26 protein-coding genes and 1 pseudogene are annotated in these 25,898 nt (G+C 69.6%); 14 read left to right on the top strand and 13 right to left on the bottom strand.

Annotated elements, in window-relative coordinates:
* The first annotated feature begins 14 nt into the window (after nt 1–14).
* Both TU31_RS09840 and TU31_RS09835 read left to right on the top strand, forming a co-directional pair.
* A complete protein-coding gene (locus TU31_RS09840) occupies nt 15–1,073 on the top strand; it encodes an AMP-binding protein (RefSeq protein ID WP_042152278.1) in 1,059 nt (352 codons plus the stop codon).
* On the top strand, nt 1,073–2,434 hold the full coding sequence (locus TU31_RS09835; RefSeq protein WP_042152276.1) for an aldehyde dehydrogenase family protein: 1,362 nt from the start codon (nt 1,073–1,075) through the stop codon (nt 2,432–2,434). Before TU31_RS09840 ends, TU31_RS09835 begins: the two co-directional genes overlap by 1 nt.
* A 45-nt stretch (nt 2,435–2,479) precedes the next feature.
* Here the strand turns inward: TU31_RS09835 and TU31_RS09830 are convergent.
* The 3 genes and pseudogenes from TU31_RS09830 to TU31_RS09820 form a co-directional block, all read right to left on the bottom strand.
* A pseudogene (locus TU31_RS09830) lies at nt 2,480–3,118 on the bottom strand (histidine phosphatase family protein); the annotation flags it as partial.
* A 117-nt stretch (nt 3,119–3,235) separates the two neighbouring features.
* On the bottom strand, nt 3,236–4,117 hold the full coding sequence (locus TU31_RS09825; RefSeq protein WP_042152273.1) for an LLM class F420-dependent oxidoreductase: 882 nt from the start codon (nt 4,115–4,117) through the stop codon (nt 3,236–3,238).
* Between the two features lie 156 nt (nt 4,118–4,273).
* Nucleotides 4,274–5,155, bottom strand: coding sequence for a SigB/SigF/SigG family RNA polymerase sigma factor (locus tag TU31_RS09820; RefSeq protein ID WP_078885672.1), 882 nt, complete (start codon nt 5,153–5,155; stop codon nt 4,274–4,276).
* Nucleotides 5,156–5,490: 335 nt separating this feature from the next.
* Here TU31_RS09820 and TU31_RS09815 point away from each other — a divergent pair, with 335 nt between their 5' ends.
* The 5 genes from TU31_RS09815 to TU31_RS09800 all read left to right on the top strand — a co-directional run bounded on the left by TU31_RS09815 (nt 5,491) and on the right by TU31_RS09800 (nt 7,922).
* Nucleotides 5,491–5,661, top strand: coding sequence for a hypothetical protein (locus TU31_RS09815; RefSeq protein ID WP_042152270.1), 171 nt, complete (start codon nt 5,491–5,493; stop codon nt 5,659–5,661).
* 105 nt (nt 5,662–5,766) lie between these two features.
* A complete protein-coding gene (locus TU31_RS09810) occupies nt 5,767–6,018 on the top strand; it encodes a DUF5133 domain-containing protein (RefSeq protein ID WP_042152268.1) in 252 nt (83 codons plus the stop codon).
* A gap of 73 nt (nt 6,019–6,091) precedes the next feature.
* Complete coding sequence (locus tag TU31_RS36675) at nt 6,092–6,265, top strand: CsbD family protein (protein ID WP_078885671.1); 174 nt, start codon at nt 6,092–6,094, stop codon at nt 6,263–6,265.
* A gap of 233 nt (nt 6,266–6,498) precedes the next feature.
* Entirely contained in the window at nt 6,499–7,062 is a 564-nt protein-coding gene (locus tag TU31_RS09805; protein ID WP_042152266.1) for a DUF2243 domain-containing protein, read from the top strand.
* Nucleotides 7,062–7,922, top strand: a complete 861-nt coding sequence (locus tag TU31_RS09800; RefSeq protein ID WP_042152262.1) for a cytochrome c oxidase assembly protein — start codon at nt 7,062–7,064, stop codon at nt 7,920–7,922. Before TU31_RS09805 ends, TU31_RS09800 begins: the two co-directional genes overlap by 1 nt.
* 365 nt (nt 7,923–8,287) lie before the next feature.
* On the opposite strand, the gene TU31_RS09795 is transcribed toward TU31_RS09800, so the two are convergent.
* Complete coding sequence (locus tag TU31_RS09795; RefSeq protein WP_042152259.1) at nt 8,288–8,950, bottom strand: hypothetical protein; 663 nt, start codon at nt 8,948–8,950, stop codon at nt 8,288–8,290.
* A gap of 125 nt (nt 8,951–9,075) precedes the next feature.
* Here TU31_RS09795 and TU31_RS09790 point away from each other — a divergent pair, with 125 nt between their 5' ends.
* From TU31_RS09790 to TU31_RS09770, 5 genes are all read left to right on the top strand, one after another.
* The gene (locus TU31_RS09790; protein ID WP_042152256.1) at nt 9,076–9,510 is read left to right on the top strand and encodes an Hsp20/alpha crystallin family protein; all 435 of its coding nucleotides are present in this window, start codon (nt 9,076–9,078) and stop codon (nt 9,508–9,510) included.
* Nucleotides 9,511–9,738: 228 nt separating this feature from the next.
* A complete protein-coding gene (locus TU31_RS09785; RefSeq protein ID WP_181018579.1) occupies nt 9,739–10,134 on the top strand; it encodes a DUF2267 domain-containing protein in 396 nt (131 codons plus the stop codon).
* Nucleotides 10,135–10,335: 201 nt separating this feature from the next.
* Nucleotides 10,336–11,223 (top strand): SDR family oxidoreductase, encoded by an 888-nt coding sequence (locus TU31_RS09780; protein ID WP_042152249.1) that lies wholly within the window; start codon nt 10,336–10,338, stop codon nt 11,221–11,223.
* Nucleotides 11,224–11,425: 202 nt separating this feature from the next.
* Nucleotides 11,426–12,013, top strand: a complete 588-nt coding sequence (locus TU31_RS09775) for a DUF488 domain-containing protein (protein ID WP_042152246.1) — start codon at nt 11,426–11,428, stop codon at nt 12,011–12,013.
* Nucleotides 12,014–12,321: 308 nt separating this feature from the next.
* Entirely contained in the window at nt 12,322–12,852 is a 531-nt protein-coding gene (locus TU31_RS09770; protein ID WP_042152243.1) for a hypothetical protein, read from the top strand.
* Here the strand turns inward: TU31_RS09770 and TU31_RS09765 are convergent.
* The 3 genes from TU31_RS09765 to TU31_RS09755 all read right to left on the bottom strand — a co-directional run bounded on the left by TU31_RS09765 (nt 12,849) and on the right by TU31_RS09755 (nt 16,775).
* Nucleotides 12,849–13,961: a DUF4419 domain-containing protein gene (locus TU31_RS09765; protein ID WP_245698479.1), complete on the bottom strand. Its 1,113-nt coding sequence runs from the start codon at nt 13,959–13,961 to the stop codon at nt 12,849–12,851. The two genes, TU31_RS09770 and TU31_RS09765, sit on opposite strands and share 4 nt — an antisense overlap.
* A 33-nt stretch (nt 13,962–13,994) precedes the next feature.
* A complete protein-coding gene (locus TU31_RS09760) occupies nt 13,995–14,933 on the bottom strand; it encodes an SDR family oxidoreductase (protein WP_181018578.1) in 939 nt (312 codons plus the stop codon).
* Between the two features lie 429 nt (nt 14,934–15,362).
* On the bottom strand, nt 15,363–16,775 hold the full coding sequence (locus TU31_RS09755; RefSeq protein WP_042153657.1) for a helix-turn-helix domain-containing protein: 1,413 nt from the start codon (nt 16,773–16,775) through the stop codon (nt 15,363–15,365).
* A 632-nt stretch (nt 16,776–17,407) separates the two neighbouring features.
* Between TU31_RS09755 and melC1 the strand changes: the two genes are divergently transcribed.
* A complete protein-coding gene (gene melC1, locus TU31_RS09750; RefSeq protein WP_042152241.1) occupies nt 17,408–17,872 on the top strand; it encodes an apotyrosinase chaperone MelC1 in 465 nt (154 codons plus the stop codon).
* Nucleotides 17,873–17,912: 40 nt separating this feature from the next.
* Complete coding sequence (gene melC2, locus TU31_RS09745; protein WP_042152238.1) at nt 17,913–18,731, top strand: tyrosinase MelC2; 819 nt, start codon at nt 17,913–17,915, stop codon at nt 18,729–18,731.
* A gap of 181 nt (nt 18,732–18,912) precedes the next feature.
* On the opposite strand, the gene TU31_RS09740 is transcribed toward melC2, so the two are convergent.
* The 6 genes from TU31_RS09740 to TU31_RS09715 all read right to left on the bottom strand — a co-directional run bounded on the left by TU31_RS09740 (nt 18,913) and on the right by TU31_RS09715 (nt 25,814).
* Complete coding sequence (locus TU31_RS09740) at nt 18,913–20,472, bottom strand: alpha/beta hydrolase (protein ID WP_042152232.1); 1,560 nt, start codon at nt 20,470–20,472, stop codon at nt 18,913–18,915.
* Nucleotides 20,473–20,778: 306 nt separating this feature from the next.
* Entirely contained in the window at nt 20,779–21,432 is a 654-nt protein-coding gene (locus tag TU31_RS09735) for a response regulator transcription factor (RefSeq protein ID WP_042152229.1), read from the bottom strand.
* 97 nt (nt 21,433–21,529) lie between these two features.
* The gene (locus TU31_RS09730) at nt 21,530–23,263 is read right to left on the bottom strand and encodes a sensor histidine kinase (protein WP_042152226.1); all 1,734 of its coding nucleotides are present in this window, start codon (nt 23,261–23,263) and stop codon (nt 21,530–21,532) included.
* 222 nt (nt 23,264–23,485) lie between these two features.
* The gene (locus TU31_RS09725; protein ID WP_042152225.1) at nt 23,486–24,058 is read right to left on the bottom strand and encodes a TetR/AcrR family transcriptional regulator; all 573 of its coding nucleotides are present in this window, start codon (nt 24,056–24,058) and stop codon (nt 23,486–23,488) included.
* Between the two features lie 165 nt (nt 24,059–24,223).
* A complete protein-coding gene (locus TU31_RS09720; RefSeq protein WP_042152224.1) occupies nt 24,224–25,621 on the bottom strand; it encodes an Asp-tRNA(Asn)/Glu-tRNA(Gln) amidotransferase GatCAB subunit A in 1,398 nt (465 codons plus the stop codon).
* Nucleotides 25,608–25,814 (bottom strand): hypothetical protein, encoded by a 207-nt coding sequence (locus TU31_RS09715; RefSeq protein ID WP_042152222.1) that lies wholly within the window; start codon nt 25,812–25,814, stop codon nt 25,608–25,610. Before TU31_RS09715 ends, TU31_RS09720 begins: the two co-directional genes overlap by 14 nt.
* Nucleotides 25,815–25,898 lie beyond the last annotated feature (84 nt).

The following is a 25,898-nucleotide window of genomic DNA, read 5'->3' as shown; positions in this document are numbered from 1 at the left end:
CGGGAGGGAAATCCATGGTCGAGCACACTGGCGGAGAGTTCGTTCGGGAGATGATGCGGTGGCACTTCAGCCCGGAGACCGGGTCGTCGTTCTGGCTGAAACGGGCCGAGACCCTCGCCTTTGATCCGCTGACGGATGTGCGGGATTTTGACGATCTCGGATTGTTTCCCAATGTGGTGGACGAGCTGCGCGATGTCGGCGTCCGTGAGCTGATCCCCCGTGGCTACGGTGACGAGCACGGGGCGGCCGTCTACGAAAGCGGCGGTACCACAGGGCAGCCCAAGCGAGTGCCGTACGCCGCGGAGTGGCAGCGGCGCAACGTCGAATGGTTCAGTGAGCGACTGGATGCTCACGGCGTACCTCGAAATGTCGACTGGCTCAGTGCGGTTCCCACCGGGCCGCACAATGTCGGAGCAATGGCGGTCGACACCGCGATGTCTCGGGGTGGGCTGAACTTCAGCATCGATCTGGACCCGCGATGGGTGAAGAAGCTGCTCGCGCAGGGGCGGACGGACGTGGCCGACGCCTACACCGATCACCTCATCGAACAGGTCGGCTACATTCTGGCCGGCCAGGATGTGGGCGTCCTCTTCGCCACCCCGCCGATGCTGGAGCGCCTCGCGCAGCACGATGATCTGGTCGCGCTGGTGAACCGGAAGGTTCGCGCAATCATCTGGGGCGGTACACATCTGGACGCTGACACCCGAGATCTGCTGCGCGACGAGGTATTCGGAAGCGCCAAGTTCGTCGGCGGGTACGGCGGCACGATGATGCTGGGGACATCGGTGGAGCGGCCCGGCCTCGGTGACGACGAGCCGTGCGTGTTCGACTCCTTCGCTCCGTACACCACGTTCCGGGTGGTCGACGCCGACACCGGCCGGGTTGTTCCGTACGGCGAGCGCGGGCAGATAGTGGTGCATCACATGAGCCGAACTGCCTTGCTGGTCAACAATATCGAGCGGGACTACGCAACCCGGATCGCACCGGTGGACGGCGGCTTCGGCGATGCGGTCGCGGACGTCGCACCCGTGGCGTCCTTCGGCGATACGAAGGTGATCGAGGGCGTGTACTGATGTTGTCCCTGGACGTTCTCGGCCCCGGCGGCCCCTACCGGTCCCGGCGCCAGGAGACCATTCGCGATCTCGCCGGAAACCCGGTCGCGGCACTGAGTCTCGCACCCTCGCTCTACATCACCCGCGCGATAAAGGCCCTGCGCCGAGCGCCGGCGCTATCCGTCGACACACGGATCGCGGCGTTCGCACAGGCGGGCCGGGCATTCGCCACGCAATCGATCGCGGGACTGACGCCGGAGGAATACCAGCACACCGTCAGCGCGGTCACCGGGATACCGATCACGGTGGTGCGCAATGCCACCGACGATATCGCGCGGGCCACCGAGCGGATTCACCACAGCGTGGAGAACGCTCGGCCGGCCGCCGCGGTCGGCTCATGGCGCGATCCCCGGGCCCGGGGCGGTGCGGCGGTGTGGACCCGGCGCGGTGAGGTGTTCGCCGTCCATGCGGCGGGCAATCACCCCGCGGTGCACCAGGGTTGGTTCGATGCTCTCGCGCTCGGCTATCGCGTTGCCGTGCGTCCCTCCCGTCGTGAGCCGTTCACCCCGCATCGGCTCATCACTGCCCTGCGCGACGCCGGTTTCGGCGACGAGGGAATCGCGTTGCTGCCCACCGACCACCACGTGGCCGACGACATCCTCCGGTACGCCGACTTCGGAATGGTCTACGGCGGTGCGGATGTCGTGGGCAAATACGCGGGCGATGGACGCATTCTGCCGCAGGGTCCCGGGCGCTCCAAGATACTCATCACCGCTGAAACCGAGTGGGAGCCGATCGTCGACACCCTCGTGGAGTCGATCAGCAGTGGTGGGGGCGTCGGTTGCGTCAACGCCACCGGCGTACTGGTCGAGGGCGACCCCTCCCCCGTGGCCGCGGCGATCGCCGAACGCCTCGCCGCGCTGCCCAGCCTGCCCGCGACGGACGAACGCGCAGTCCTGCCCGTGATGCCCGTCGGTCCCGCCCGTCGGTGGGAGGAGTATCTGCGGCAGCGGGCAGCGGGCACCAAGGCGTGGCTCGGCGGTGACGGGATCGTCGACGATCTCGGCGATGGTTCAGCGGTGCTCCGGCCGGCGGTGCACCAGCTGGACAGCCCGTTCGCGGAACAGCTCGGGATGGAATTGGGCTTCCCCTGTGCGTGGGTTGCACCGTGGGACCGTGACGCCGGGATCCGGCCACTGCGCGACACCCTCGTCCTCACTGCCGTCACCACCGACGCGAGCCTGATCGACGCATTGGTGGCCGAGCCGACCATCGCCAACGTCTACGTCGGTGACCATCCGACGCCGTGGATGGAACACGGACTGCCGCACGACGGCTACCTCGCTGAATTCCTCATGCGCACCAAGACGATTCGATGCTGACCGACGAGGGTGCCGTACCGAGCACCGCCCCATTGGCCGCCGAGGTCAGTGGTGGTCCGCCAGGTGCGATGTGTCGTTCAGCAGTTGCACCGACGCATTCCCCTCCCCGTCATAGGCCACGGCCGACAGCGAGGCCGCCGACAGCTCCATCCGGAACAGCGACTCGGGCGGCGCGCCCAGCGCCAGCCGAACCAGCGTCCGCAACACCCCGACATGCGAAACGACCAACACCGTCTGCCCCTGGTACCGCGCCAGGAGCCGGTCCCGCGAGAGCGCGGCCCGGCGCGCCACCGCGGTGAATGTCTCCCCGGTTCCGCCCGGCACCGCCGCCGGGGAGGCGCGCCACGCTGCCAGCTCGTCCGGGTAGCGCTCGCGCACCTCGGCGAACGTAAGTCCCTCCCAGACACCAAAATCCGCCTCGGTGAGCCCTTCGTCGACTTGGACTTCCAGGCCCAGCAGTCGTGCCGCCGTCTCGGCCGTCTGGTGGGCCCGGCGCAGCGGTGAGGACACCACCGCCTGCACCGCGCCGCGTGCCACGAGCATCCTCGCGGCGGCTTCGGCCTGCCGTCGCCCGGTCTCCGACAACGCCGGATCGGAGCCGCCGCTGCCCGACAACCGCTTCTCCGGTGTCAATGCCGTCTCACCGTGGCGTAGCAGCACAAGGGTCGTGGGGCTTCCCTGGTCGGCGAGCGCGATATTCATGCCGGCCGTGCCACGACTGGTTCCGGCGCCGATGCTCATCGGGTCACCCCTTTCCATCACAGCCCCCGTCGTCGGCGGCATTGTGGCGAAGTGTCTAGTTCAGCGCAGCGCGTCGATGACCGGCGCGAAGTTCTCCATGTTGTATTCCATCACCGTGAAATAGGTGAAGCCGTAGCGTTCGCGGCGTTCCTTGAGTTGTTGCGCCATCTCCGCCGGGGTTCCGATCAATACACTGGGCAGTTCCTCGGGACTGTGCGCGGCATCGGGCGGCAGCGGCGCGAACCTGTCAGGTATCGCGCTGCGTTCGGCGGGCGGAATCACCTGCTGCACCAGGATATTGAGCTCCACAGCGTCGGCGCGGTCACCGAGCAGGCCGCGCACGTAGGCGACCCGTTCTTCCATCTGCGCGACTCCGGCCAGATGGAGTTCATCACCGGTGGTGCTGGCCCAGCCTCCGGGGAAGGCGATGATGTCGGCGTGCGTGGCGGCCAGCCGCAGCAGCCGGTCGCCCCAGCCCGCAATCAGCAGTGGTGGCCCGGATGGTTGGGCTGGACGCGGCCGATATTCGGTGTCCGCAAACAGACGGCGCAACGTGGTGACAGTCCGTTCCAGCTGTTCGACCCGCTTTCCGCCGCTGGGGAACGGTATCTCCGCGGTGTCGAACTCGGCCTTCACATAGCCTGCGCCGAGCCCGAGTTCCATACGCCCGTCAACGAATTGGTCGGTGCTCGCCACGTCACGCGCGAGAAGGGCGGGGTTGTAGAAAGGCGTGTTCAACACGAATGTGGTCAGCCGTACCCGTTCGGTCGCTTCGGCTGCGAGCACCATTGCGGGAAACGGTGCGGGGAATCCCAAGTGGTCGGCCACTCCGACTACATCAAACCCGAGTTCCTCGGCTCTGCGGCACTTCGCGCTCCACTCGCGTCGCGAACCGGGAACGAACATGTTGACACCGAAGCGGAACGGGCGCTGTAAAGGCATTACGCCTGTATATCATGCGATGAATCCCCCGTCATTCCACTTGGATGGGACGACATCATCTCCATCAGCTGCGCGACCACCGCAGGCGGCTCGGCCCCCGCAAGGGCACCCGTGCCCTGCAAGACAGAGCGGCACTCGCGCACGCCACCAGAGGTGTTACTCCTCGGTGAGCAGGCCGGCGCGTAGTTGGGTCAGGGCGCGGGTCAGGAGGCGGGAGATGTGCATCTGTGAGACGCCCAGTTCCTTGCCGATCTGCGCCTGGGTCATCTCCTGGCCGAAGCGCATTTCGAGGATGTGCCGGTCACGCTCTTCGAGCTGGTCCAGGAGGGGCGCGAGAGCGTGCAGATCCTCGATGAGGTCCATCTCCGCGTCGCGTTCGCCGATCAGGTCGGCGAGCGGTGTGTCGTTGCCGTCGTCGTTGAAGGTGGCGTCGATGGAGGAGGCGTTGTAGCCGTTGGCGGCCACCTGCCCTTCGACGACCTCGTCCTCGCTGATGCCCAATTCGGCCGCGAGTTCACTGACCTTCGGGTCCCGGCCGAGCCGGCCGGAGAGCTTCTCGTTGGCCCGGGCGAGGTCGACGCGTAGTTCCTGGAGACGGCGCGGCACCCGTACGTCCCAGGTGGTGTCGCGGAAGAAGCGCCTCATCTCCCCGGTGATGTAGGGGATGGCGAGGGTGGTGAACTCGACGTCACGGGAGACGTCGTAGCGGTCGATGGCCTTGATCAGGCCGATCGTGCCGACCTGGAGGATGTCGTCCATGTCGTCGCCGCGATTGCGGAAGCGCCGGGCCGCGTAGCGGACCAGGGAGAGGTTCATCTCGATGAGGGTGTTGCGCGCGTACTGGTACGCGTGGGTGCCCTCTTCGAGCGTCTCCAGCCGCTGGAAGAACACCTGTGTCAGCTCCCGGGCGTCCCGGGGCGCGATGTCCTGCGGGTCTTCGATGTGCGGCAGGTCTTCCGGCGACGAAGCCGGAGCCGTGCGAACGTCAGCAGCGGAATCCTGGGCGTGGACTGCGGATGTCGCAAGGCCGGCACGCATAGTGGTGCTCCCTCCTGTGTCTTCCCCGGTCGCGAGGTCCGGTACCCGCACCCGAGAGAGGTATGCACGCCGTTTGACGCCCGCCCCCGCACCGTCAGGGGTCGACATGGCGGCGGAGTACGTCGCAGGTGTGCTGGAACTCCTGCGTCAGGCGGGTGGGCGGCACTGCCCGCGCCCCCTTCACGAGCGGTCCCGCCCGCCAAGAGGCCCAGTGCGGCGGTGAATTCGACGCGGGAGAAGCCGTTACGGATGCCCCGCCCGCCGTGGAAGAAACACATGAATGCATGGTGTGGCGGAAGGGCGTGAGGGCACACGGTGGTCGGAGGTTGATAACTATGGTTCCCCTGCTTCTCGTTCTTCTTCTCGCCCTGATCCTTTTCGGTGCCGGATTCGCGCTCAAGGCGCTCTGGGTCGTAGCGGTGATCGTGCTTGCCGCATGGCTGCTGGGCTTTGTGCTGCGTTCGGTGGGCCCCAGCGGCAAGCGAGGCCGCTGGTACCGCTGGTGACCGTAGAAATCACCGGGCATGAAAGGGTGGATGAGACGTGGTGTTGAATCAATTATCGGCGATAAGCGGCACATCGGTGTCGAGTTCCCCGAGAGAGGACGTACCGTGCTGAAGCCCCATCCGGTGATACTGCGGGACCTTGTGAAGCAGTACGAGGAATTCCGCGCCCGGGAGTCGGAGCGGAGTTCCTACGAGACCCGGCGGCAATTGGCGGACCTCTCCTACACGCTCTGCGTCTCCACCGGCACTCGGACCGTCGAAGCGGCCCTGGCCTTCGCGGCTCGGCAGCTCGACGCGGATCTGGCAGAAGCGGCCCACGGACGCCCCCTCCCGGCGTCCCTCCAGCTCGCGAGCTGACCCATACGACTGGTTTCCGTCCCCCACCCCCTTCATGAATCGACCCTTCATGAATCGACGAAAGGATTTCACCGTGAGCGGCAACGAAAAGGCAAAGGCCAAGACCGAGCAGATCACCGGTAAGGCGGAGAAGTCGGTGGGACGCGCCGTGGGCAACGAACGGATGGCGGCTGAAGGGTCTTCCAAGGAGGCCAAGGGCGATCTGCGCGAGGCCAAGGAAAAGGCCAAGGACGCGGTCAAGGAGTGACCACATGGCGTTAGGTACGGGCGGCGGAGCCAGGAATGTGGGTTCCGCTCAGCCCAAGGGCGCGAGTGTCACCGAGGTGAGTGCGCCGACCACCGGCACGTCGGCCCCGATGCGGGAATTATCGGGGCCGGCGTGCTTTCGCTGTCTGCGGGTTCGTGACTTCCCGCCGGGCAGCTGTTCTGCGGATTCTGAAGGAAATAAGCACCAGTTGGGCAATAGCGGCGGAGGCAACGATGGCGACCCCCGGGGGCGAGGCCCGCGACGGCGCGGTGGCATCACGCAGCATCCAGTTACCGGGGATCGTGTTGGGGGTGGGGCTCGGCGGCTTCGTCGACGGCATCCTGCTGCACCAGCTCCTCCAGTGGCACCACATGCTCACCAGCACCCACCGCGACCGCATCGGGGTGAAGTACTACAACCCCCGGACCGTGTCCGGTCTGGAGATGAACACCGTGTGGGACGGCGTCTTCCACACCGTGTGCTGGATCTCCGTACTGCTGGGCCTGGCCCTCCTCTATTCACGGGTCACCCACCACCGGCGCCGCGTGTGGGCCTCCCGGGTGCTGTGGGGCTGGGCCCTGGCCGGCTGGGGCCTGTTCAACCTCGTCGAGGGCCTGCTGGACCACCAGCTCCTGGGCATCCACCACGTCCACGGCGGCCCCTACCAAGCGTGGTGGGACACCGGATTCCTCGTCCTGGGCGGCTTGTTGCTCGTCGGCGGCTACCTGCTTCAGCGCAGCGGCCGGCCCTTCGATCCCGACGCCCCCGTCACCGGCCGTGAATCCCGGAGCGCCTGATGGGCCACGCCATGCCCCCGCACGACGCCCACGCCTCCCCCAGCGGCTGGCCTGAAACGGTGGCCCCCGCACTCGGGCTGCTGCTCACCGCCGGCGCCTACCTGCTGCTCGTCCGCCGAGCCGGCCGTCGCAACCCCGCCCGGCGGTGGCGGCGGTGGCGGACGGCGAGCTTCCTGTCCGGGTGCTTTCTGCTCGCCCTCGCACTGCTGCCTCCGCTCGCGCCCCAGGCGCACACCGACTTCCGCGCCCACATGGCCCAGCACCTGCTGATCGGCATGTACGCGCCCCTCGCCCTGGTCCTCGGCGCCCCGGCCACCCTGCTGCTGCGCACGCTGCCGACCGCCCGAGGCCGACAGCTGACCACCGTGCTGAACAGCCGGCGCGCACAGGTGTTGGCCCACCCGGCCCTCGCACTGCTGCTGTCGACCGGAAGCCTGGCGCCGCTGTACTTCACCCCCCTGTACCACGCGACCGCGGGAAGCCCGGTGGGCCACTGGCTGCTGCACGCCCACTTCCTGCTGTCCGGGTACCTGTTCGCGTACGTCATCGCCGGCCCCGACCCCACGCCGTCACGGCCGGGAGTACGGTCCCGGCTGGTCTACCTCGGTGTCGCGATCGCGGCGCACGCGGTGCTCTCTCAGCTCATGTACGGCGGCTTCTGGGTCGAGATCGACGCCCCCATCGACCAGGTCCAGGGCGCAGCGGAGATCATGTACTACGGCGGCGATATCGCCGAACTCCTGCTGGCCGCCGCCCTGGTCGCCACCTGGCGCCCTGCCCACCGGACCGCCGGGGCCCGGCTGAAGCTGCCCTGGGCACGCGGCGAGCGCCGGTGTCGCGCCAAGGCCGGTTCCCGGTAGCCGGGGACACTCATGCCCGCCCCTCGCCCTTACGCCGGACACGCCCCGGGGCTCATCGAACGGCTCCCGTCCCCTGCGCGCCGACCCGGTCACTCCTTCGCCGGGTGCCCGAAGCGTCCTCCCGGGCCGGAAAAACCACCAGGACTGGCGGTGCGGCAGCACGTCAGGGGGGCCGGCACCGCCCCTCACCCTCTCCCCCGGGATCCGGGGCATCAGCTGGGACATCAGCTCATGGTCGGTGCCGGCCGACGCGCGTTACAGAGCGTTACCGTCAATGGATCATGCTCGGCCGGGTCGCCCAGGCCCTGCTGGTCACCGACTGATCCGCGGTCCATGATCACCACGAACCGCCGGGGGCCGCCCCATCAGGCACGGCGCTTGTCGTGGCTCGCCTGCCGTAGCTGGGCCGTGTGCCGGCTGATGGTGTTGATGCGGGTGGCGAGGTCGGGATGGCCTTCCTGTAGGTGCGGCTGAGTGGCGATGAGGGGCTCTATCAGGGTGGCGGGGTCGTTGCCGGCGAGCGCGTCGTTGAGGTGGCCGAGGGGGGTACGGGCCGCGGCGGGCAGGTTGGGCAGGGCGAGGATCTGGCCGGCCAGCCCGCGGAGTTCGGCGGTGTGGTGGCGGGCCCATGTGGTGACGGTGCGGTCGGCGGCTCGATCGTTACGGGTGGCCTGGACGCGTTGTTCCCCGGTGGTGCCGGCCGCGCCGGGGCGCTGGCGGAGATAGCGGCGTTCGGCTGCCTGGCGGCTGGCGACACCGAGGGGGGCGGCGAGATCGGCCCAGCTGGCGCCGGCCCGGCGGGCGGCTTCGACCAGGCCCGTCTCCCATGTCGCGAGCTCCTCGCGGACCTCGCGCAGCAGCAGGAGGGAGGCCAGGGCCTGCTCGGGCTCCGTCTCGGAGCGCAGGGGATCGGCTGTTTGCTGTGTGTGGGCGCCGCGCATGGCCTGGTCGATCGCCCTGAGGGCCGCGGCGGCGGCAAGAAAGGAGGCGGGGCCGGTGGGTGCGAGGGGCGGTTGCTCTGGGGGCATCGCACGCTCCGTTCTGTCGTCACCTAGACGACATCGAGGTTGTCATCGTTTGGATGACATGCTACAACGGTGTCAGGTGAAGCGCATTGGCAGTTTCTGCCCAATCCCCTTGGAGGTGTTTCGCAATGTTGATGCGCACTGACCCGTTCCGCGAGCTGGACCGGCTCACCCAGCAGTTGATGGGGACCTCCGGTACCTGGTCGAGGCCGTCCCCGATGCCGATGGACGCCTATCGCGAGGGTGAGGAGTATGTGATCGCCCTCGATCTGCCCGGCGTCTCCACGGACGCGATCGATATCGATGTCGAGCGGAACATGCTGACCGTCAAGGCCGAGCGTCGGCCGATCGCCAAGGCGGACACCGCCCAGATGGAGCTCTCCGAGCGCCCCCTGGGCGCGTTCTCCCGCCAGCTCATGCTGGCCGACACCCTCGACACCGAGCACATCAGGGCCGACTACGACGCAGGCGTGCTGACCCTTCGCATCCCGATCGCCGAACGCGCCAAGCCACGCAAGATCGCTATCGGCGGGGACGCGTCGCACAAGCAGATCGCGGGTTGAGCGAGACCGCCCCATGACGGAGGGCGGGCCCTGACACCTGCGCCCGCCCTCCGAGCTCCCCGGTGCTCCGGCGCCCACCGGTGACGTACTCCGCTTCGGCCCTCCACCACTGAATCGACCCTCGGGAGACCGGGACCCTGACGCCGCGGTCCCGGGCTCTCCCATGAACCGAGAAAGGCAACTCCTCCCGTGTTCACCCAGCCTGAACCGACTCGGCCGGCACCAGAGATGACGTTCAAGCAGATGCTGGAGCGCGTGCGTTATGAAGGCGCGTACCCCACCCGCGAACGCGCCGAAGAAGTCGTACGCGCCGTTCTGGCGGACCTGGGCCGGCAGCTCACCGGCGAGGAACGCGTCGACCTCGCCGCCCGCCTGCCCGTGGAGGCCGCTCTGGTCTTCACCGCTCAGATCCCCGCCACGGAACAGCTCACCGGCTGGGGCTTCGTGAAGAACCTCGCCGCGCGCACCGGCGGCTCCCCCGCCACCGCACGGTGGGACACCGGCGCGGTCCTCGCCACGGTCGCCCAGCTCGCCGGCGAAGAACTCCTCACCCGCATCCTCACGCAGCTCCCACCGGGCTACGCGCTCCTGTTCGGCCGCGCCGAACTGATCCAGGCAGCCTGAGCACCCGGGGCCAAGCGCCGGCTGCCGGCCGCAGCACAGTGCCTGCCACCGTCGGGCCCGGCCCCCGGGATCCTGTGCTCTGTCCTGCGTAGCTTCGGACTCCCCGCCGCGTCGAGCGCCGGCCGGCCGGCGGGCCAGTGATTCATTGGGCGGCGACAGGGCACCCGATGCCCGCCGAGCAGATGCGCACAGGAGGTCTCCATGGCAGCGAACCACGGCCCGCAGGACCCGGTGACCAAGCACCCGCAGCCGGAATTCCCGCAGCAGGACCAGCCGCACCCGGGGTGGACCGGGCCGATGGACCCGCCGCCCGACCACGGCGAGGAGAGCTACCGCGGCCGCGGTCTGCTGACCGACCGCAAGGCGCTGCTGACCGGCGGCGATTCCGGGATCGGACGGGCGGTGGCGCTGGCGTACGCGCGGGAGGGGGCCGATGTGGTCTTCACCCATCTGGAGTCGGAGGAGAACGAGGCGCGGGAGACGGTGCGGCTGGTCGAGGAGGCGGGGCGGAAGGCCGTCGCGGTCTCCTGCGACATCCGTGAAGAGGAGCAGTGCCGTGCGCTGGTGGAGCGCGCGGTCGACGAACTCGGGCGGATCGACATCCTCGTCAACAACGCCGCCTACCAGATGTCCCAGCCGGACGGCATCGGCGCCATCACGACCGAGCAGTTCGACCGAGTGGTGCGGACGAACCTGTACGGCATGTTCTGGCTGTCGAAGATGGCACTGCCCCACATGCCCAAGGGCGGCTGCATCATCAACTCCGCCTCCGTCCAGGCCTACAAGCCGAGCCCGCACCTGCTCGACTACGCCATGACGAAGGGCGCCATCGTCACCTTCACCCAGGGCCTCGCGCAGATGCTCGCCTCGGACGGCATCCGCGTCAACGCGGTCGCGCCCGGCCCGGTCTGGACGCCCCTCATCCCGGCGACGCTGCCCGACACCGTCGAGTTCGGCAAACAAGCACCGCTGGGCCGCCCGGCACAGCCCGCGGAAATGGCCCCGGCGTATGTCTTCCTCGCCTCTCCGCAGGCGAGCTACATCACGGCGGAGATCGTGAACGCGACGGGCGGCACCCCGCTGCCGTAGCGGCCGAGGCCGGCGCACGGTATCCGGAAACGGCCAGGCTTCGGCACCCCTACGGTGGGGCCCTCCGGCGTCGTGTGGCGAGTGCGGGTGCAGGTGCGGGAGCCGGTGTACGGAGGCAGTCTGGAGCCATGCGGAACCATGGTCCTGGCAGAGCGGCGACCGGACGTGGGGACCAGCCGGCACGGCGACGGTCCGGGGCCCGATGCGTGATGCGGAGCTGATCACCTTCGGTCACAGCACCGCGGAGCAACAGCAGGTGATCGAGCTGCTGCGCGGAGCGGGCGTGCAGTCGATCGTCGACGTACGGATCGGGCCCGGCAGCCGTCGCAACCCCCACCTGTTCCGCAGCAGCCTCGCCCACTGGATGCCACAGGCCGGCATCAGCTACCGCTGGGAGCCGGACCTGGGTGGCTTCCGCAAAACACCGGCCGACTCCCCGGACGTCATCTGGCGCAATGCCTCGTTCAGGGGCTATGCCGCCTATATGCGTGAGCCTGCGTTCGTGGCAGCGATGGACCGACTGCTCGACGAAGCCGCTCATTCCCGCACGACGGTGATGTGCAGTGAGGCGGTCTGGTGGCGCTGTCACCGACGCCTGATCGCCGACTTCGCCACCGTGTCCAGACACGTCACCGTCCACCACCTGATGCACGACAACCGGCTCATGCCCCACCCACCGACGCCGGGGCTGCGGCTACGCCCCGACGGCCTGCTCGTCTACGACGACACCGCGGCCGCTGCTGTCGGTCGGCCCCGCCAACGCCGGCTCGGAAGGGACGAGGGCGCTTGACTCGGGCTAGGTGAGTTGGGGAGCTGCTGTTCGGGGCGTTCCGGCCGAACTGAAGGGCAGCGCTGGACGACTCGCCCCGCGGGGGGGGCTGGACGCCGTCACCACGGAAGTCGAGAGCCTGCGGAACGAAGCCCGCGAGACCCGCGACCAGGCCGCCGCGTCCCCCCTTGCGGCCCTCCCACCCACGTGACCTGGATCATTTCGCCGGAAATGTCTTGGGCCTAGGCTCCCCCGAAGGCCTATTCGCACCTCCACACCTTTACGGGCCGTTTCCCGCTGCGCCAGAGAAAGGACACGACACCGTGCCGATGTCCGCCGATCTCTCCCCCGTCATCGCCTCCACCGCACAGTGGCTGCTGCGCGCCTACCCCGCCACAGGCGGCGCCCTGGACACAGCTCTGGCCCAGGCCCAGGCTCAGCAGGCGGCAACGGTCGCCGCGTGGCTGCGGTATCCGACGGCTGCGGATGCCGCTCTGCTCGCCCTTGTCGGCCCGGGTGGCTCGGAGCGGCTGGACTGGCTCACCGGTGCCGAGGCGGTGGACGCCACCGAGCCCGAGGAGGCGTGGCGGAGCTGGGTCGATGAGGTCGTGGCGAGCTGGGCCGCCTGCCTGCTCACCGTGCCGGTCCTCGCCGACACTGCGGTGGCGGCCCTCACGAAGACTGAGCACCTGGCCGACTTGCCCCTCGACTTCCGCCGGCTGACCAGTCCCGACGCTCGCGACCGCCGGGCGGCGACACTGCTGCGCCACCCGGACCTCCCCGCCCCCATAGCCGACCTGCACCGGGCCTCGCTCCTGCACCATCTACAGGACGACGATCTCAACGCGGCTTGCGCCTAGGCGGTGTCTGCGCCGTCCTGTCGGCTGGGCCGGCCCGGCATCCGCTGGTTCGCGGTCCACGAGCCGGCTTCGGGGAGAAGTTCGACCACGGCGTGGCCGAGTCGGGGCCGTACCCACTCGCCGTCGCGGTCGATGCCGAGCACGCCGCCGAGGAATGCCATCTCGGAGGTTCCGCCGAGGGTCTCCCAGCGGAACGGGACACGGGAAACGTGGGAGGGGAAGTCCTCCTCGGCGAGGGTGCCCGGGCCGAAGGACTTCTTGGGAAGCGGGCCGTCGTCGGTGTACCGGTGGGCGAAGAAGGCGGTGATCCACCCCGTGACGCGGTCACCGCCGGAGGCCGATTCCCATTTGTAGAGCGAACGCCAGAAGGCGTGGTCGACACCCCACCCCGAAGCGGTCGCGTTGATCTTTTCCAGCACCGGGTGCAGGGCGGCAAACCACGGCCGCAGCCCGTCGAACCACTCCGCCAGCTCCCGCACCCGGGCCGTCAGCAGGCGCCAGTCCCGGTCCGTGCCCTCGAGCCGGATCCGGGGAATGCCGCAGAGCGTCTGCCACCGGAAGCGGTAGTACGGGCTGACCACGTCCATCAGCGCCACCAGCGTGGCCGTGGCGTCGGTGGGGGTGGTGGTGGAGAAGGCCGGCTGGAACAGGTCGGCCACCTCGTCGCCGATCCGGGCGCGCAGGGGCTGCTGGACCAGATTGATCGAGTGTTCCCAGTCGCACGGGGCCAGGTCGTCGCGTACGGCGATGGTCTGCCGGTGCCCGGCTGTCTCGGTGAAGAGTCCCTCGTACGTGGCGGAGTTGAGCCGGACGTGCACGGCCACCTCGTGCACGACGGCGTACCACAGCACATCGGGCGAGAGGCTCAAGGGCAGATGAGCCGTGAAGCACAGGTGGAGGGCGCGCAGCAGCAGGCTGGATGTGGGCTCGGCGGTCCCGGGCGCGTCGGTGGTCCAGCCGAGGAGGCGGTCGGTGCTGCGGTGGTGGATACGCGTCTGGTCGCAGAGTACCGCCCGCAGGAAGCGCTCGTTGCCGAGTTCTGCGAGGTCAGCGGCGAGCCGGGCCGCGTCGGCGTCTTCGCCGAGCGGCAAGTCCATCTCGAAAGCCATGCGCGTCCCCCAGGAAGTGCCTTCGGCGTGATCCTAGAACGCCTGGTGGGCCCAACTGTCGGGCTGGGAGCCGTCGATGTCGGTGAAGCCGTATGCGCGGGCGAGTTCGGCGGAGGTCAGTGAGTGCTGGTTCCAGCGGGCCCGGGCGGGGTCCGTGGCCAGTGCTGCGATGGCGCGGCCGATGTATCGGGGTGACTCGGAGTGCGCGAATCCGGCGGGGGCGGCAGGGTATCCCTCCACGGTGCCGTGCAGGGCGTCCCGCCAATTGGCCTCGGTCACCCCGAAATTGTCGAGCATCATTTCCGAGCGCAGCCATCCTGGGGTCAGGGCCACCGCGGTCGCGCCGTGGGGTTCGAGTTCGTGGCCCTGGGAGTACGCCAGGCGGTTCACGGCGACCTTCGCCAAGTCGTAGTACACCGAGATCCGGTAGTGCTCCGCGTTGAAGGCCGTGGTGCCGTCGGTGACCTCGACGAGCAGGCCGCCGGGTCGGTTGATCACCAGGGGCAGAAGGTGGTGCGAGGTGACCAGGTGGGTCTCGACCGCCAGTCGCAGGATGCGCAGGCCCTTGTCCAGGTCGTGTTCCCAGACGGGGGTGTTCCACTCCGGTGGCGGCCCCTTGAGGATCTCGCCGCCCCAGATGTCGTTCACCAGCACATCGAGGTGACCGTGTTCGTCGCGCACGCGCTCCGCCAGGCGTGTGACCTGCGCGGAATCCAGGTGATCCACCTGGACCGCGATCCCCACCCCGCCCAGGCCGTTCACCAGCCCGGCCGTCTGCTCGATGGTTTCGGTGCGGGCGTAATCCGACTGGATTGCGGCGGTGCCGGTGCTACTGCTGCGCCCCGTACAGATCACGGTGGCACCGGCTTCCCCCAGTGCGGCAGCGATTCCGCGGCCGGCTCCCCGCGTCGCTCCGGCCACCAGAGCGACACGGCCACGCAGGGCGTCGCGGTGGTGGGACCACCTCACCATCACCAGCCACCTCCTCGGACACGGCCACGGCAGGGCAAGGGCAAGGGGAAGAGCACGGCTGGGCCCAGGGCACCGCCAGGGGCCACAGCCACGTCCAGGCCACAGTCACCGTACGTCAGCCCCGCTCGCGTGACATCGAACGTGCCGGCATCGGTCTCGCGAGTCGCCCTCGCGGGTGCCTGGAAGCCACCGCGCGAGGCGGAATCCCGCCGCGTGCACCATCATGACCGCCTGGGCTCCTACCGACTGGCCGCCGATATCTCGCCCGGTGCCCTGCCCGGTGCGGGGCGGGCCCGCTGCACGCCCGCTTGCAGGGGCTGACGGCCCATGCCGGTCCCGACCCTCACACAACGCACCGGTCGTCGTTCCCCGTATCCGGCCGAGGAACTGACTATGCGTCAGGCGCCCTGCGGCTCCGGGGCCGTCGGATCATTCGGAAACCCAGCGCTTCGTGTCCCATCGGTAGGAATAGTGCTTGCGGCCCTCGATCGCGCTCGTGCGGAACGGCCTTCCTCCGTCGTCCACGCGGATCGTCCCGCGCCGGCCGCCACTGCTCCAGCCGACCTCCAGGTACCAGCTGACGTCATGCCCCTCGGTGTGCAGGTCGAGATTCAGGACCTGCGGGTCCTGGGTGGAGACCTTGAAGGGGAAGTTCTTCGCGGGCACCACGATGTCGCCGTCCTGCCCGGCCATGGGCTTCGCCAGCGGCTGGGCATCGTCCAGGTCGATGTCGAAGGTCTGCGGGGTGACACCGCCGCCACAGCCGTTGCCCATCCCATAGGCGGTCCACGGCAGCGCGGTATGTCTGCCCACCACCCGTACATGCAGGGAGGTCAGCACGACCGCGTCATCCGTACGGCCCGTCGCGGTGAGCTGGAGCCGCAGATGGCCGCCGTCGATGCCCCCCTCGGCACGTGCCCAGCCACGGGAGTCCTGGGGTGGGGGCGGTGGCGGCACATGGTCCGGGGTCTTCTGGAACAGATAGTTGACGCCACAGGGCTGATCCCAGTTGTACGAGCTGACGCCCACGCGCGGAGCCGTTCCTCCCCGTTCGTCTTCCGGGGCCGCGCTCGCGCCGGAGCCCTCGGACCGTTCCGGGCCCGGTGTGGCGTCGTGCCGCGCTTTTCCACTTGACGTGGGCTTTCGGTCCGCTGTGCTGCGGCCCGGTGCAGGGCTCTTCGGCGGCCGCGCGGGAGCGCCGCCGGCATCCGGTCGCGGGTCGGCGCTGCGCGCGCTCCGCCGCTCGGCATCGCCCGCCTCGGGTGCGTCCACGGCTATGGCCGCCGGTATGGCGAGGCCGGCCGCGACGGCGACCGCGAGGGCGATACGGAGATAGGTGAGGCGCCGGGAGGGGGCACGCTCGGGCGCCGGCGGGTCCGGGGTGGCTGGTGCGTCCGAGGCGCGCGGTGAGTCCGGCTTTTCCGCGGTGGTGTGGGGGTGCGAGGCGGCGGGTGGCGCAGGGGCGGAGGCCGCGGCTGTCCCCGCGGCCGTATTGGCGGACGTGTCTGCCTGCTCGGCCGACGTGGGGGCCGGCTGATCGGTCGAGGAGGCGGCCGGGGCGGACGCGGTGGCCGCCGCGGAACCTGCGCGGCTCCGCCTGCGGGCCTCGTCGGCGAGGATCCAGCGCCGGTGCAGCTCCACCAGTTCGTCCGGTGTCGCCCCGCACCGCCTGGCGAGACGGTCGGCGGGTGCGAAGTCCATCGGCACGGCATCGCCGTTGCAGTACCGGTGCAGCGTGGACACGCTCATGTGCAGCTGCCCGGCGAGTACGCCATAACTGCGTCCGGAGCGCTCCTTCAGCCGGCGTAACTGCCGTGCGAACTCGTCTGTTTCCGTCCCCACCCTGATCCTCTGCTCGTTCCGGCATTCCGGAACGGCCTCGCAGGGGGCATCGTTTCCCCAGGTCAGCACCTGTTTCAGAGTTCCGGATCTCTCTCATTGTCCCGGATCGCCCAGCACACGAGCGCACGCCACGCACATGTGAGCAGCACCACTGAGCCGGGAGCTACCAGGCCAACCCCTCGCCGTGGCAACGATGTTGGCGTTCGTACCGGAAGCGTCGGGTCGTCCGGCACCGTCTCCCAGTGCCCGTAGGGCGGCTCGACGCGGCCGGCCCGGGGCCGCAAACCCCCCAACCCCGGAGCCCCCTGCATTCGCGCCGAGTTCCGGCCGTGCGGGGGCTCATGGTTTCGATCGAGCGAGAGGAGGATCTGCGGCGAAGGGCGGCCGACATCGCGGAATATCCGGTTCCGCGGCGAGCCGTACAGGGACGGGAAGACGATCGGCGCCGTTGAATCCTGCACCTCTGTACAGGTGTTGTCTCGTTCCTTGCCTCACTCACCGGGACAACTTGATGATCCGTTCGTCCCTGCCAGCATGTGGCGGCGCGGACCGACCGTCGGTCCGCCGGCTCGAAGAACCTCCCCTGCGGGCCTGACCCGGAGGAGGAGCCGAGACGAACAGAGGAGTGGAACATGTCGCGTCCCACCCGACGCCAGGTGCTGTACGGCAGCGCCGCGGCCGTGACCGGTGCGGTGCTCGCCGCACCGGCCGCCTTCGCCGAAACCGCCACTGCCCGCCCCGCCGCAGGCCGCGGAGACTCAGCCGGTCACGGGCACTCAGCCGGGCATGGGCCGTCCGGCGGGCACCAGATGGCGGAGCCGTTCGACGAGGTGTACCAGGGCCGCCATATCGAGGGCTGGCCCGCCGATGACGGAGGCCACGGGGGTCACCACGCCGGCCGGGCCGCCGGCCCCCACGAAGGGATGGACTTCGTCGTCCGCATCGACAACGACGACCTCCATGTGATGCGGAATGCCGACGGCACCTGGATAAGCCTGGTGAACCACTACGAGACCTTCACCACGCCACGTGCCTTGGCGCGCGCCGCCGTCCGCGAACTCCAGGGCGCCGACCTGGTCCCCGTCGTCACCGGCTGAGACCCGACCCTGCCCGTCCCCCCACCGAGGAGTCCTCGACATGGCAGTCCGGAAGAACCAGGCGGACCTCACCGCCACCGAGAAGCGGAACTTCGTCGATGCGGTGCTGGAGCTCAAGCGCAGCGGCCGCTACGACGAGTTCATCAGCACCCACAACGCCTTCATCATCGGTGACACCGACGACGGAGAGCGGACCGGCCACCGGTCACCGTCGTTCCTGCCCTGGCACCGCAGGTTCCTGCTCCAGTTCGAACAAGCCCTCCAGAGCATCACGCCGTCGGTCATGCTCCCCTACTGGGACTGGACCGTCGATCGCACACCCCGCAGCTCCCTGTGGGCCGACGACTTCCTCGGCGGTGACGGGCGGAGCGGCGACGGCCGGGTGACCTCGGGGCCGTTCGCCTTCACCAGCGGCAAGTGGCCGATGAACATCCGGGTGGACGGCCGGACGTTCCTGCGCCGCTCGCTCGGCGCCGGGGTCCGCGAACTGCCGACCAGGGCCGAGGTGGACCGGGTACTCGCCCTGACGGTCTACGACGCCGCCCCCTGGAACAGCTCGTCCGACAGCTTCCGCAACAACGTCGAGGGCTGGCGCGGCCCGAATCTGCACAATCGGGTGCACGTCTGGGTCGGCGGACAGATGACCACCGGCGCCTCGCCCAACGACCCGGTCTTCTGGCTGCACCACTGCTTCATCGACAAGCTCTGGGCCGACTGGCAGCGGATGCACCCCAAGTCGGGGTATCTGCCGACCGGCAGCACACCCAACGTCGTCGGCCTCCACGACACCATGAAGCCGTGGAACGACGTCACTCCGGCGGACCTGCTGGATCACACCAAGTTCTACACTTATGGATGACAGGTACCTGACATCCAGCGTTTTCTGAGGGCGGCGCCGGCCAGGGGCTGGTAGCGAGCACCTGCTGATCGCTGCGGCCCCCGCGCGGTCCTGCGGCAGGCAGTGCCGCAGGACCGCAGTAAGTCAGCCGATGCGCACGCCCCGACAACGGGAGCGTGCGCATCGGCGCGCTACGCGATGGTCACGAACAGACGGTGCCGTCCGCCGGGACCTTGCCGTCCAGCAGATGTCCGTTCACGGCCTTGGTGGCGCACGGGTTGACGCCGTAGGTGCCATGGCCCTCGCCCTTGACGGTGAGCAGCACCCCCACGCCCTTCCCGAGCTTCTCCGCCATCTTCCGGGCGCCCGCGACGGGAGTCGCCGGGTCGCCCGCGTTGCCTATGACGACGATGGGGGCGGCGCCGGGCGCCGAGACCTCCGGGGTGTCGCTGGTGCCGGTGACCGGCCAGCCGTGGCAGCCCAGCAGGCCCGTCGCGGTCAGCTCACCGAAGACGGGGGACGCCTTGCGGAACTCCGGCAGTCTGGCCTGCACCTCCTTGGGGGTGCGGCGCTGCTTGGTGTCGGCGCAGTTCACCGCGGTGTTGGCGGACTGCATGGTGTTGTAGTGCCCCTTGTCGTCCCGGCCTATGTAGCCGTCGGCCAGCATCATGAGGTTGTCGCCGCTCCCCTGCTCCGCTTGGGCGAGCGAGACCGACAGGGCCGGCCAGGCCTCCTTGGAGTAGAGCGTCGCGACGATGCCTATGATCGCCTGCTCCTTGGTGAGCTTGCGCCCGCTCTTCGTCGGCAGCGGCTGCTTTGCGGTCTTCGCCAGGAGGCCGGCGATCCGCCGGCGCCCGTCCTCGGGGCTCCGGTACGGGCAGGTGCCGGGCGTTTTGACGCAGTGCGCGAGGTAGTTGTCCAGCGCCAGCTGGAAGCCCTTCGCCTGGCCCAGGGACTCCTGCACGGCGTTCTGGGTCGGGTCGACCACGGCGTCCAGGACGGTGCGGCCGACGTGCTTCGGGAACAGGTGGGCGTAGACGCCGCCCAGTTCGGTCCCGTAGGACATGCCGAAGTAGTTGAGCTTGGCATCGCCCAGTACCTGGCGCATCAGATCCATGTCGCGGGCGGCGCTCTCGGTACCGACGTGTGGCAGCACCTTCCCGGAGTGCTTCGCGCAGGCCGCCGCGGTCCGCTTGTTCTGCTCGGCCGTCCCCGCCAGATCGTGGTCCTCGGCGCGCTGCGCGTCGATCTCCTTGTCGCTCAGGCACCGCATGCCCGCGCTGTTGCCGACGCCGCGCGGGTCGAAGCTGACCAGGTCGTAGTGCGAGCGCAGGGTACGGGCCGGGGCGAAGCCCGGCAGGGTGGCCACGCCTGAGGCGCCCGGCCCGCCGAAGTTGAAGACCAGCGAGCCGGTCCGCTTGCCGCCGCCCTCGGCCCTGGCGCGGATCAACGCGAGATCGATGGTGTCGCCGGCGGGCTTGGCGTAGTCCAGGGGCGCCTTCATGGTCGCGCATTCCCACGCCGTGCCGTCCGGCAGCTTGCCGGGCGCGGCGCCACCGCCCTGAGCGGTGGACGGCGCCGTACAGGGCTGCCAGTTGAGCTTCTGGGAGGCGAGGGACGCGGGGAGGGCGGCGGCCCCCGCGGGCGAGGAGTTCAGACGGCCGGTGGCGTCCTTGTCCGGGCCGCAGGCGGTGGCGCCGAGGGTGAGCAGGAGGGAGGCGCAGAGCAGCGAGGTGGTGCGGAGCGTCGGAAATCTGGACATGGCTGTCTTTCTGTTGCTGAGTGGAAGAGGAGGATGTGCTGGGCACCCAGAGTGATGTGCTGGGCGCCCAGGGCGAGTTGGGTGCTTGGATTGTCCAGGGGCAACCCGGGCCGGGGCAGTTGCTTGCGTCGGGCCGGGGCCCTTGGCGCGGGCGTGCCGCCACGGCCTCGTCGGGAGATGTGCGTGCAGCGACTGGAGCTACGCCGACCGGGCCTCGACTTCACTGAGGCGGTGACTTGCGGGGGTGGAGCGGTGCCAGGGCAGCCGCTCGTGAGGGACTCGTTCCGCGGGGCCGGGGAGGCTTGCTCAGGTGCCCAGGCCGGCGTCTCGTGCCAGGAGTGCGGCCTGTACCCGGTTTTCGCAGCCCAGCTTGGCGAGGATGCGGCTCACATACGTCTTGACCGTGGCCTCGCTCATATGGATCCGCTGGCCGGCGTCCGCATTGGACAAGCCCTCGCCCAGCAGCGCCAGGACTTCCAGCTCGCGGTCCGACAAGGTCTCCAGCCGACGGCGGGCCTGCTCGGCGCGGCGCACGCTCTGGCCGGACGCCAGCGAGTCCACGACATGGCGGGTGGCCCCCGGGGACAGATACGCGTCCCCGGCCGCGGCGGCCCGTACCGCGCGCATCAGCTCCGCCGGCGCCGAGTCCTTGAGCAGAAAGCCCGCACTGCCGTCCGCCAGGGCGCGCAACACGTTCTGCTGCTCCCCGAAGGTGGTGAGGATCAGCACCCGCGCATCGGGGGCGACCCGGCGGAGTTCGGCGAGGGCCGTCAGCCCGTCCATGACCGGCATCTGGATGTCGAGCAGCACGACGTCCACCCGCTGGGCGCGGGCCAGTTCGATCGCCTCGCGACCGTTCGCCGCCTCCGCGACGACGTCGATGTCGTCGGCCGAGGTGAGAATCATCCTGATACCCGCCCGAATGAGCGGCTCGTCATCCGTGACGAGAACCTTGATCACGAGTCTCCTGCGCCCTCTTGAACGGTCATAGCTGCGGCCGCTCACCATCATCCCCGAACACGCCGCCCGCCCGGACCTCACAACGAGCGTTCCGCCCTTACGTCTTGACCTCGAAGGACTTCTTCTCGATCAACTTGCCGCCCTTGAAGCAGAACCGGAAGACCGGATCCTTCTCCCAGCTGCTGCCGAACTCCGAGGAATTCAGGCTGAGGCACTTCGCGCCCTTGGGCACCGGCGGCGCGCCCTTGTCCAGGCCGTTGGACAGGAAGGAGGAGCCGTCGGGCAACCGCTTGCGCACCGCGGTCTCGGACTGGCCCACCTTCACCGCTGCGTACTCCTTCGGCTCGATCATGCCCTTGTTCGCCTCGGTCATGAGGAAGGCCCCACCGACGACGACGCCGGCCACCAGCAGCAGGGCGAGCAGTGCCGCCACCCCGCAACCGATGGCTATACCGCTGCTTCTCTTCTGCGTACTCATGGCCTTGGCCAGCTCCTTCGGCGATCCGTTCCAGTCGATGACCGGATCTTCGCCGAGCGAACCCGCCGCGATCTGCTGTCGAAAGTCGCCTGTGAGGTCAACGAACGTCGCCGTCTCGTCGCCGGGCGAGGAGCTGGTGGCACCGCGTTCCGGCGTGGTGTACGGCAGCACACCCGCCAGCCGGAAGCCGCCGTCCGCCGTGGAGCCCACATGCACCATGCCGCCGACGAGCCGGGCCCGCTCCTGGAGCCCGGTCAGCCCCTGGCCGCCGCTCACCACACTCCGGCCGTCGTCCGCGGTCTCGGGTACGGGGCCGTTCGCGACCTCCACGACCAACGAGTCCGGCTCATAGCGCAGTTCAATGGTGATCGAGGCGCCCGGGGCGTGCTTATGGGCGTTGGTCAGGCCCTCCTGAGCTATCCGGTACGCGGCGTGGTCGGCGGTCGGGGCGAGCGGACGCATCTCGCCCGAGCGCCGCAGCTCCACTGCCGTACCCGCGCTCCGGGACACCTCCACCAAGCGCTCTATGCCTGCCACTCCGCGCGACGGCGCCTTGGCGTCCTCCTCTCCCATCGCCTCCAGAGCGGGGGTGGGCGTGCCGCCCGCGACAGCCGAGGGAGTGGTCCCGTCACCAGGGGCGTGGGTGCCGTCCCGCAGCAGCCCCACCACCTCGCGCAGCTCGCGCATCGCGCCGACCGAGGCCTCCCGCAGCACCCCCACGGCTTCCCGCTGTCGTCCGGTCAGCTCGCGGTCCACCTCCAGCGCGCCGGTGTGCACCGAGATGAGAGCGAGCTGATGGCCGAGGCTGTCGTGCATGTCCTGCGCGATGCGCTGGCGTTCGCGCATCCGGGCCTGTCCGGCGATCATCGCGCGCTCGCGCAGCAGTTGGGCGTTGTACTCGCGCAGGGTGTCCAGCAGCGTGCGGCGCTGCGACCAGTAGCGGCCGGCGAGGCCGGGAACGACGGTCGCGACCAGCGTCACCAGGGCGCCTACGACCAGGAGCGCCGGCGAGACGCGGGGCAACTCCCGCGAGAGATCCAGGCAGAAGCTGAGGACGTAGGCGAAGGCGAAGGTGCCGGTCGCCCTGCCCGCCCCGTCGATCCGGCGCCCGGCGGACCAGCTGGCGACGGGGACCAGCAGCGCGAAACCGCCGAACGGGAACGACGCCGCGATGGCCACCAGCAGGACGGTCCCGGGCAGCACCCGGCGCAGCGGCACCAGCAGTCCGGCAGCCAGCGCGACGGCGACGATCTGTACCGCGCCCCCGTCGCGCAGGGCCTCGGTTCCCGCCACCAGCGTCGCCAGCACCACGCTGAGCAGCGATTCCAGCACCATGCGCCTGGGCGGCCACATCCCGGGACCGAAGAGAGCCCTGCCCGGCTCGGCCAGCCGCCGCAGCCCCGCACGCACCCTTACCGCGGGCGTCGGCCGAGCGCGCTGTGCACGCTCCATACCTTCCACACCTGTCACGCAGCCACGTTAAGCAGCCCCACGCGTCGACGACACCACCTTTCGTCGCGACGTGCAGCAACGAAAGTCCCACGACGGTGGTGGCGAGGCCGACGGCTCGCTCCGTCAGTCGGGCGGGACGGGTGTGGTAAGGGCGGCCTGGACGAGCTGATCCGCGTAGGAAGCCGTGAGCCGGCCCGGCTGGAACAGGATGCGGTACATCATCGGCGCCACGACATGGTCCATGACCGCTTCGACGTCGGGAGCGGCTTCGCCGCGTCCCGTCGCGCGACCGAGGATGACCTCGATCTGGTCGGCGGCGTAGGCCGAGCACTGGCCGGCATTGCTGCCGTCGGGGTCGCCGAGGAGCGCGTCGCGTATATAGGCGCGGCCCGACGGAGAGGCCATCTCGTCGAGGAACTGCCTGGCCCAGGCCTCCAGATCGGTGTGGAGGCTCCCGTGGTCGGCGGGCGGCTCCTCGGGACGCAGCCGTTCGACCGCCACGTCGGAGAGCAGCTCATGGAGGTCGCCCCAGCGGCGGTAGATCGTCGACGGGGTGACACCCGCGCGGGCCGCGACCGCCGGCACGGTCAGCGCGGCCCGGCCGGCTTCGGCTTCGAGTTCCCGCACCGCGGCGTGCACTGCCTCCTGGACGCGCGCGCTGCGCCCCCCGGGGCGAGCCATGGCCTTGGGACTCATGCCACCACCTTAAAGCAAAATCGTTGCATCTGGAGTGGGTCCTTCCTCTCTGACGTCCGTCGCTCAGCAGCAGCCCTCACCCGCGAGGAGCCCGGCCGGCCTCCGGCGAGGCGCACCGGCATCCACGGCTGAACCGGCTGTCGCGCACCTGCCTGTCCCGCGTTCTCAGGCCGTCCCCGGGGCCAGTTCACCGTGCCCGTCCTGGACGGATTCGTAGGCATGACCGGCACGCAGCACGAGGGCCTCCCCCTTGGGCGGCCCCATCAGCTGCATTCCGATGGGCAGGCCCGCGTGATCGCGGCCGACCGGCAGTGTCAGTGCCGGGATCCCGGTGATGTTCGCGGGGGCGGACAGGCGGACATAGGCGTCGGAGACACTCTCCGTCGTACCGTCCGGCCATTCCACGGTGTCCTGGCCCACCTCGGCGGCCGTCATCGGCACCGCGGGCGCAGCGATCACATCGACCTGTTCGAGCACGCGCCCCCACGCCTGGCGCATGAGCGTGCGGGCCCGCTGGGCCCGCAGGTAGTCACCGGCCGAAAGGAGTTCGCCGGCCTCCAGCAGCACCCGGACGTCCGGGGCGTACAGCTCGGGGACCGACCGCAGGGCACGTTCGTGGTAGGCGGTGGCCTCCGGGACCATCAGACCCCATTGGGTCGCCTGGACGTAGCGGGCCAGCGGAATCTCGACCTCGACGAGCTCGGCCCCGAGGTCCGACATCTGGGCGAGGGCGCCCCGTACAGCGGTCTCGACGGCGGGGCTGACCCGCTCGAAGTAGTAGTTGACCGGCACTCCGATCCGCAGGCCCGTCAAGTCCCCTTCCCCAGGGAGCGGGTAGCCGGGCCGCGCCACACCGGAGTCGGCCGGGCCCTCGGAGTCGTTGCCCGTCAGCGCGGAGAGCACGAGCGCCGCGTCCCGCACCGTACGGGTGAGGGGGCCGACATGGTCCAGGGACCAGGACAGCGAGGTCACACCGTGCCGGGAGAGGAGGTCGTAGGTCGGCTTCAGCCCAACGACTCCGTTCAGCGCCGCGGGTACGCGGATGGAACCTCCGGTGTCGGTCCCCAGGGCGAAGGTGGCCGCTCCGGCGGCCACCGCGACCGCGGAACCACCGCTCGATCCGCCCGCGATGCGGCCCTGGTCCCAGGCATTGCGCGTCTGCGGCGTCGTCAGCCCGTAAGCGAATTCATGTGTGTGCGTCTTCCCCAGGAGGACCGCGCCGGCGTCGAACAGGCGCCGGGCCACCGCGCTGTCGGCCTGCGCGACATGCCCCGCGCGCACCCGGGAACTGGCGGTGGTCGGCAGACCGGCGACATCGATGAGGTCCTTCAGCCCGAACGGGATGCCGTGCAGCGGGCCCCGATACCGGCCGGCCGTGATCTCGCGCTCCGCCAATACGGCCGACTCTCGCGCCGCTTCACTCGCCACGGCGACGTACGCCCCGAGCCGCTCTTCGACGGCGTCGAGTCGTTCGAGCACGGAATGGGTCAGCTCCACCGGGGACAGCTCCCCCTGCGCCACGGCGTCGGCCGCCTCGGCGAGGGTCAGTTCAAAGAGAGCCATCGGTGGCCGCCCCTTCGATGGTGTGGGTGGCGGGCGGTGTCTCCCCGAAGTCCAGTTCGCGCAAGGTGCGCACCACGGAGTGGATGTGGTTCGCGGTGGCGGCCACCTCGGCGTGGCGCTCGCTCTCCAGCGGGAGCCCGGCACGGAGCGCCCATCGGGCGGCCTCCGTAGCGGTGAGTTCAACGTCGCTCATGGATCCCCTTTCTCTGCATACAGGGCGCGTTGTGGAGCGGCCACCCAGCGACCATCGCCGGCCGTCTCCAGCAAAAGCAAAAGA

The organism is Streptomyces lydicamycinicus, from assembly GCF_000829715.2.
Classification (GTDB): domain Bacteria; phylum Actinomycetota; class Actinomycetes; order Streptomycetales; family Streptomycetaceae; genus Streptomyces; species Streptomyces lydicamycinicus.
This window is presented reverse-complemented; position numbering and strand designations above follow the sequence as displayed.

Coding starts and splice junctions, on each gene's coding strand:
- TU31_RS09760 (WP_181018578.1), bottom strand. CDS start 14,933: ATGGTGAGGTGGTCCCACCACCGCGACGCCCTGCGTGGCCGTGTCGCT.
- TU31_RS09730 (WP_042152226.1), bottom strand. CDS start 23,263: ATGTGGCCGCCCAGGCGCATGGTGCTGGAATCGCTGCTCAGCGTGGTG.
- TU31_RS09775 (WP_042152246.1), top strand. CDS start 11,426: ATGCGTGATGCGGAGCTGATCACCTTCGGTCACAGCACCGCGGAGCAA.
- TU31_RS09720 (WP_042152224.1), bottom strand. CDS start 25,621: ATGGCTCTCTTTGAACTGACCCTCGCCGAGGCGGCCGACGCCGTGGCG.
- TU31_RS09815 (WP_042152270.1), top strand. CDS start 5,491: ATGGTTCCCCTGCTTCTCGTTCTTCTTCTCGCCCTGATCCTTTTCGGT.
- TU31_RS09780 (WP_042152249.1), top strand. CDS start 10,336: ATGGCAGCGAACCACGGCCCGCAGGACCCGGTGACCAAGCACCCGCAG.
- TU31_RS09805 (WP_042152266.1), top strand. CDS start 6,499: ATGGCGACCCCCGGGGGCGAGGCCCGCGACGGCGCGGTGGCATCACGC.
- TU31_RS09740 (WP_042152232.1), bottom strand. CDS start 20,472: ATGTCCAGATTTCCGACGCTCCGCACCACCTCGCTGCTCTGCGCCTCC.
- TU31_RS09725 (WP_042152225.1), bottom strand. CDS start 24,058: ATGAGTCCCAAGGCCATGGCTCGCCCCGGGGGGCGCAGCGCGCGCGTC.
- TU31_RS09785 (WP_181018579.1), top strand. CDS start 9,739: ATGACGTTCAAGCAGATGCTGGAGCGCGTGCGTTATGAAGGCGCGTAC.
- TU31_RS09770 (WP_042152243.1), top strand. CDS start 12,322: ATGTCCGCCGATCTCTCCCCCGTCATCGCCTCCACCGCACAGTGGCTG.
- TU31_RS09795 (WP_042152259.1), bottom strand. CDS start 8,950: ATGCCCCCAGAGCAACCGCCCCTCGCACCCACCGGCCCCGCCTCCTTT.
- TU31_RS09835 (WP_042152276.1), top strand. CDS start 1,073: ATGTTGTCCCTGGACGTTCTCGGCCCCGGCGGCCCCTACCGGTCCCGG.
- TU31_RS09800 (WP_042152262.1), top strand. CDS start 7,062: ATGGGCCACGCCATGCCCCCGCACGACGCCCACGCCTCCCCCAGCGGC.
- TU31_RS09840 (WP_042152278.1), top strand. CDS start 15: ATGGTCGAGCACACTGGCGGAGAGTTCGTTCGGGAGATGATGCGGTGG.
- TU31_RS09715 (WP_042152222.1), bottom strand. CDS start 25,814: ATGAGCGACGTTGAACTCACCGCTACGGAGGCCGCCCGATGGGCGCTC.
- melC2 (WP_042152238.1), top strand. CDS start 17,913: ATGGCAGTCCGGAAGAACCAGGCGGACCTCACCGCCACCGAGAAGCGG.
- TU31_RS09825 (WP_042152273.1), bottom strand. CDS start 4,117: ATGCCTTTACAGCGCCCGTTCCGCTTCGGTGTCAACATGTTCGTTCCC.
- TU31_RS09820 (WP_078885672.1), bottom strand. CDS start 5,155: ATGCGTGCCGGCCTTGCGACATCCGCAGTCCACGCCCAGGATTCCGCT.
- TU31_RS09790 (WP_042152256.1), top strand. CDS start 9,076: ATGTTGATGCGCACTGACCCGTTCCGCGAGCTGGACCGGCTCACCCAG.
- melC1 (WP_042152241.1), top strand. CDS start 17,408: ATGTCGCGTCCCACCCGACGCCAGGTGCTGTACGGCAGCGCCGCGGCC.
- TU31_RS09765 (WP_245698479.1), bottom strand. CDS start 13,961: ATGGCTTTCGAGATGGACTTGCCGCTCGGCGAAGACGCCGACGCGGCC.